Genomic DNA, 1,928 nt, shown 5'->3' on the forward strand with positions numbered 1-1,928 from the left:
CCTTATGGCCGATATCGCCATTCTCGAAACACGCGAGCGGGTTCTTGCAGGCATCCTGCTGACCGGTGCGGCCTATCTGCTGTTTTCGACACAGGATGCTTCGATCAAGCTGCTGGTCGTCGGCATGAGCGTCTGGCAGATCATGTTCTTCCGCAGCATCACCATTCTGGGCGCGTGCGCGGCGATCGGCGGACGACAGCTGTTTGCCGACACGATGCGCTCGCCGATCGTGCGGCCGATGCTGGTGCGCAGTGCCTTCACGCTTGCTGCGTGGCTCTGCTACTACAACGCCGCGCGCAGCCTGCAGCTCGCCGAACTGACCACCGTTTATTACGCGGCCCCGATCATCGTCACCGTGCTTTCGGTGTTCCTGCTCGGCGAAAAAGTGCCGATGCTGCGCTGGCTGGCGGTGCTGATCGGCTTTGCCGGCGTGTTCATCGCTTGCGATCCGACCCATCTCGGCCTGTCCGTGCCGGTGCTGCTGGTGCTGGCGGCCGCCTTCTTGTGGGGCATCGCCATCGTGCTCTTGCGCAGGACCGCCCTTGCCGAGCGCTCGATGATCCAGCTCCTGCTCAACAATTTCTATTTCCTGCTGTTTTCGGCGGTGCCGGCGTTGCTTTGGTGGCGGACACCCGACTGGACCCAGCTGCTGCTGCTTGCCAGCGTCGGCGCACTCGGCGGCCTGGCGCAGTATCTTCTCTTCGAAGGCATGAAGCGCACGCCGGCCTCGGTTCTCGCGCCGCTGGAATACACCTCGCTATTGTGGGCATTCGCACTCGGCTTTGCGATCTGGGGCGACGTGCCGCGCCGCGAAGTTTTCCTGGGCGCTGCGCTGATCGTCGCCGCCGGCCTGCTGATCGTCGGCACCGAGCATTTCCGCAAACGGCTATGATGTGCATGGCCATGATTGCTGACGCTACGATGTCAGGACCAAGCGGCGTAGGCTGGCGGCATGACTGAGATTGCAGCCGCCACCGACACCGCCGCGGAGCGGACACTCGGCATCATCCTGGTGTCGTCCTCAGCCGCCGTCTTCGCCCTGACGGGCGTGCTGACGAAATCAATCCACGCCGACCCGTTGACCATCATCTGCTGGCGCGGCTTTGTCGGCGCGATCCTGATCAGCTTCTATGTGCTGTGGCGGCGTCACCGTTCCGGTGGGCGTGAGACCCTGCGGCTTGGCTGGCGCGGCTGGCTGCTGGCGGTGGAAGGCGCGCTGGCCAGCATCGCTTTCATCTCGGCGTTCAAGTTCACCTTCGTCGCCAATGTCGCTGTCATCTATGCCACAGCACCTTTCGTCACGGCGCTGCTGGCCTGGGTTCTGACGCGCGAACCCTTCCGGTTGCAGACGATGGTCGCCGCCGCAGTGTCGCTGTGCGGCGTGGCGATCATGGTCTGGTCCGGCTTCGGCACCGGCAATCTGTTCGGCGACGGACTGGCACTGCTGATGACCATCGGCAGCGGCCTTTACATGATCATGGTTCGCGCCTTCCGCGACACGCCCGTGGTGTGGGCCGGTGCGGTGTCGGCATTCCTGTTGTTCGTGCTCGGTTGGTTCGTCACCGATCCGCTGGCGGTTTCGCCGAGAGATGCCGTTCTGCTCACCACTTTCGGCGCGTCCTTCGCGCTGTCCTCGATCCTGTGGACGGAGGGCGCACGACTCATCCCGCCGGCCGAATCCGGGCTTCTCGGTTCGGCCGAAGTGCCGTTCGCGATCCTGTTTGCCTTCCTGTTCCTGGGCGAGATTGCACCAGCCGCCAGCATGATCGGCGGCGCCGTCGTGCTCACCGCAGTGTTCGCCCATGCGGGGCGGGATTGGCTGATGGCGCGCTCGCAACGCATGGCGTCAAATATTTCTTAAAAAAGCGACACAGTCATGGAACCATCATCCGGGTCAGGCATTATTGCTGCGACGGGCCATCCCCAAG

General features: G+C 63.6%; 2 protein-coding genes. Both read left to right on the forward strand.

All coding sequences use genetic code 11. The annotated features are described in order from the left end of the window. The first annotated feature begins 4 nt into the window (after positions 1–4). Positions 5–892: a DMT family transporter gene (locus EN969_RS28895; protein ID WP_013532537.1), complete on the forward strand. Its 888-nt coding sequence runs from the start codon at positions 5–7 to the stop codon at positions 890–892. 60 nt (positions 893–952) lie between these two features. Next, positions 953–1,861: a DMT family transporter gene (locus EN969_RS28900; protein WP_013532538.1), complete on the forward strand. Its 909-nt coding sequence runs from the start codon at positions 953–955 to the stop codon at positions 1,859–1,861. The last annotated feature ends 67 nt before the right edge of the window (positions 1,862–1,928 follow it).

The sequence above is a fragment of the Mesorhizobium sp. M7A.F.Ca.CA.003.01.2.1 genome, assembly GCF_003998945.1.
In the GTDB taxonomy this organism is placed as follows: domain Bacteria; phylum Pseudomonadota; class Alphaproteobacteria; order Rhizobiales; family Rhizobiaceae; genus Mesorhizobium; species Mesorhizobium ciceri.

Excerpts from the sequence above, each read along its gene's own strand:
- EN969_RS28895 (WP_013532537.1), top strand. The coding sequence starts at position 5 with ATGGCCGATATCGCCATTCTCGAAACACGCGAGCGGGTTCTTGCAGGC.
- EN969_RS28900 (WP_013532538.1), top strand. The coding sequence starts at position 953 with ATGACTGAGATTGCAGCCGCCACCGACACCGCCGCGGAGCGGACACTC.